Consider the following 2,273-nt stretch of genomic DNA (forward strand, 5'->3'; position numbering starts at 1 on the left):
GACTTCACGTACCGGGGCCGTCACCGGGCGGGGGGTGACCCGTACCTTGCGGCCCCGGTACGTGAAGTCCTCGCCGGTCCACGCCTGGAGGAGCGTCTCCAGAAGCTCGTCCTGGAGACGGCCCCGGCGCTCCCAGGGGACGCCCGCCCGGTCGTACTCCTCGCGGCGGTACCCGATCCCGGCCACCGTCATCAGGCGGCCTCCGCTCAGGAGGTCCAGTACGGCGATGTCCTCCGCCAGCCGCAGGGGGTCGTGGAGCGGGCCGATCGCGGCGGAGACGGTCACCGCGAGGCGCTCCGTGGCCCCCAGGACCGCGCCCGCGAACGTGAACGGCGACGGCAGCCAGTTGTTCTCGGCGCCGTGGTGCTCCTCCGTCTGGACGGTCGTCACGCCATGGCCGTCGGCGTACGCGGCCATGCGGAGGGCGGCCTGATAGCGGGCCGCCAGCTCGGCGGGGGTGGCGTCCGGGGCGGCGAGGTTGAAGCGGAGCACGGAGACGGGCATGGCGGTCCCCTTCGTCGGTGGGGAGGGACCGTAGCTGACGGTACGTCAGATGGCCAGGGGTGCGGCGAGGGGTACGGCGAGGGGTGCGGCAGCCCCCGGACCCCGCCCGCCCCGGCACGCTCCCGGTATGCGCGGCCCGTGCGGCCGACGGCCCGCCGATCCTGAGGTCACGCATACTGGACCCGTTATGGAAACCGTCATCCTTGTAGTCATCATCGCCGTGGTCCTCCTCGGTGCGATCGGTGGACTCGTCGTCGGGACGCGGCGCAAGAAGTCGCTGCCCGCGCCGCCGCCGTCCACCACGCCCGACCTGACCGCGCCACCGGCCGAACCGCACGTCGGTGACGAGGCCGAGACGCCGCGCGACGAAGAGCGGCGAACCATAGAGGAAGTCGACCTGCCGGCCGCGGTGGAGCCCGAGGCTCCCGCGATCGAGGTCCCCGAGCCCACGGCCGGGCGCCTCGTCCGGCTCCGCGCACGGCTCTCCCGCTCCCAGAACGCGCTCGGCAAGGGCCTGCTCACGCTGCTGTCGCGCGAGCACCTCGACGACGACACGTGGGAGGAGATCGAGGAGATCCTCCTCACCGCCGACGTCGGCGTCATGCCCACGCAGGAACTCGTCGACGGGCTCCGCGAGCGCGTGAAGGTGCTCGGGACGCGGACGCCGGACGAGCTGCGCGGCCTGCTGCGGGAGGAGCTGCTCAAGCTCGTCGGTACGGACGTGGACCGGGCCGTCCAGACCGAGCCCGAGGGGCGCAAGCCGGGCGTCGTCATGGTCGTCGGGGTCAACGGGACCGGGAAGACGACCACGACCGGGAAGCTGGCGCGGGTGCTCGTCGCGGACGGGCGGACCGTCGTGCTCGGCGCTGCGGATACGTTTCGCGCCGCCGCCGCGGATCAGTTGCAGACGTGGGGGGAGCGGGTCGGGGCGTACACCGTGCGTGGGCCCGAGGGGGGTGACCCCGCCTCCATCGCCTTCGACGCGGTGAAGGAGGGTAAGGAGATGGGCGTCGATGTCGTGCTCATCGACACGGCCGGGCGGTTGCATACGAAGACCGGGCTCATGGACGAGCTGGGGAAGGTCAAGCGGGTCGTCGAGAAGCAGGCGCCGCTGGACGAAGTGCTGCTCGTGCTGGACGCGACCACGGGGCAGAACGGGCTCGTTCAGGCTCGGGTGTTCGCCGAGGTCGTCGACATCACGGGCATTGTGCTGACGAAGCTGGACGGGACTGCCAAGGGTGGGATCGTCGTGGCGGTGCAGCGGGAGCTGGGGGTGCCGGTGAAGTTGATCGGGCTGGGGGAGGGGGCGGACGATCTGGCGCCGTTCGAGCCTGAGGCGTTCGTCGATGCGCTTATCGGGGACTAGGGGTGCCTATTGGGGTGCCGGGTTCTGTGGTTCGGCGGCTGCGGGTAGTTTGTGGCTGGTCGCGCCGTTCCCCGCGCCCCTAAAAACAATCGAGTGCCCGTTTCTTGGTAGAGAAGCGGGCACTTTTTTATGCCCTTGACCTGTGTGCCACGTACGCCAGCGTTCCCAGGAGCAGTCTCGCCGCCGGAGGCTTCGTTGCTGAGTCCAGGTCCGGGGGGCGGAGCCATGTGACCGGGCCCAGGCCTGCCCTGTCCGATGGTGGTGCCGTGATGTATGCGCCCTTGCCCAGGCCCCTCAGGTCCAGGGTTGTGGGGTCGTCCCAGCCCATGCGGTACAGGAGGTCGGGGAGGGAGGCTGCCGCGCCTGGGGCTACGAAGAAGTGGGCGCGGCAGCCTCCCTCCCC

General features: G+C 71.1%; 3 protein-coding genes. 1 reads left to right on the forward strand and 2 read right to left on the reverse strand.

The window, feature by feature from the left end; all coding sequences use genetic code 11:
• Positions 1 to 504 (reverse strand): LLM class flavin-dependent oxidoreductase (locus AOK24_RS37380; RefSeq protein ID WP_159052125.1); only part of this gene is annotated, 504 nt, incomplete at its 3' end.
• Positions 505 to 691: 187 nt separating this feature from the next.
• Here AOK24_RS37380 and ftsY point away from each other — a divergent pair.
• On the forward strand, positions 692 to 1,870 hold the full coding sequence (ftsY, locus tag AOK24_RS37385; protein ID WP_055724392.1) for a signal recognition particle-docking protein FtsY: 1,179 nt from the start codon (positions 692 to 694) through the stop codon (positions 1,868 to 1,870).
• 127 nt (positions 1,871 to 1,997) lie between these two features.
• On the opposite strand, the gene AOK24_RS46780 is transcribed toward ftsY, so the two are convergent.
• On the reverse strand, positions 1,998 to 2,273 hold a 276-nt coding region (locus AOK24_RS46780; RefSeq protein ID WP_206191337.1), incomplete at its 5' end, for a bifunctional DNA primase/polymerase.

The organism is Streptomyces niveiscabiei, assembly GCF_001419795.1.
Lineage (GTDB): Bacteria > Actinomycetota > Actinomycetes > Streptomycetales > Streptomycetaceae > Streptomyces > Streptomyces niveiscabiei.

Bases quoted from the DNA above. Each gene is read 5' to 3' on its own strand.
- ftsY (WP_055724392.1), top strand. From the start codon at position 692: ATGGAAACCGTCATCCTTGTAGTCATCATCGCCGTGGTCCTCCTCGGT.